At 44.0% G+C, this 807-nt stretch carries 1 pseudogene; it reads left to right on the forward strand.

Annotated elements, in window-relative coordinates:
* Window positions 1-67 precede the first annotated feature (67 nt).
* Window positions 68-730, forward strand: a pseudogene (locus R7E78_RS25825) (efflux RND transporter permease subunit); the annotation flags it as partial.
* Window positions 731-807 lie beyond the last annotated feature (77 nt).

Here is an 807-nt window from a genome sequence, read left to right on the forward strand (position 1 = left end):
GCTACGACGATTGATGGGCGTAACCGCTCAGATCGTAGCTTCTTGATTTAGTTCCATCGAATTACGCAACAAAGCCCAAGCGATGCTGCAAGGTGTTCCTCTAGAGCAGGTTTTTGATGCGCTTCAAGTTTATTTAGGATCATTATACGTCAATGACTTCAATATGTTTGCTAGAACATACAAAGTGAATGCCCAGGCAGACATGAACTATCGTCTCGAACCTGAGCAAATACTTAACTACAAAGTAAGAAATGCTGCCGGACAAATGGTTCCTCTCGGCGCTGTACTGGAGATCATACCCACGATTGGGCCTGACCGCGTGATGCACTATAACGGCTACCCTAGTGCAGAACTAAACGGCAGTCCTGCTTTTGGTTACAGTTCTGACCAAGCCCAAACGGCTATTGAGGAAGTACTGGATCAAAACCTAGCAGAGGGAATGGTTTATGAATGGACTGATGTAACCTACCAGCAGATTTTGGCTGGTAACACGATGGTGTATATATTCCCACTTGTTGTTTTGTTAGTTTTCATGGTGCTAGCTTCGCAGTACGAGAGTTTAAAACTACCATTCGCTATCATTTTGATCGTTCCTATGACCATTTTTTCTGCACTAGCAGGTGTTTGGTTCATTGGTGGTGACAACAATATATTCACACAAATTGCTTTGATTGTCCTTGTGGCTCTAGCGTGTAAAAATGCCATCTTGATGGTGGAGTTCGCTAAAGAACGGCTTTGTTGCGTAATTCGATGGAACTAAATCAAGAAACTACGATCTGAGCGGCTACGCCCATCAATCGTCGTAGC

The organism is Vibrio sp. YT-19(2023) (assembly GCF_033337395.1).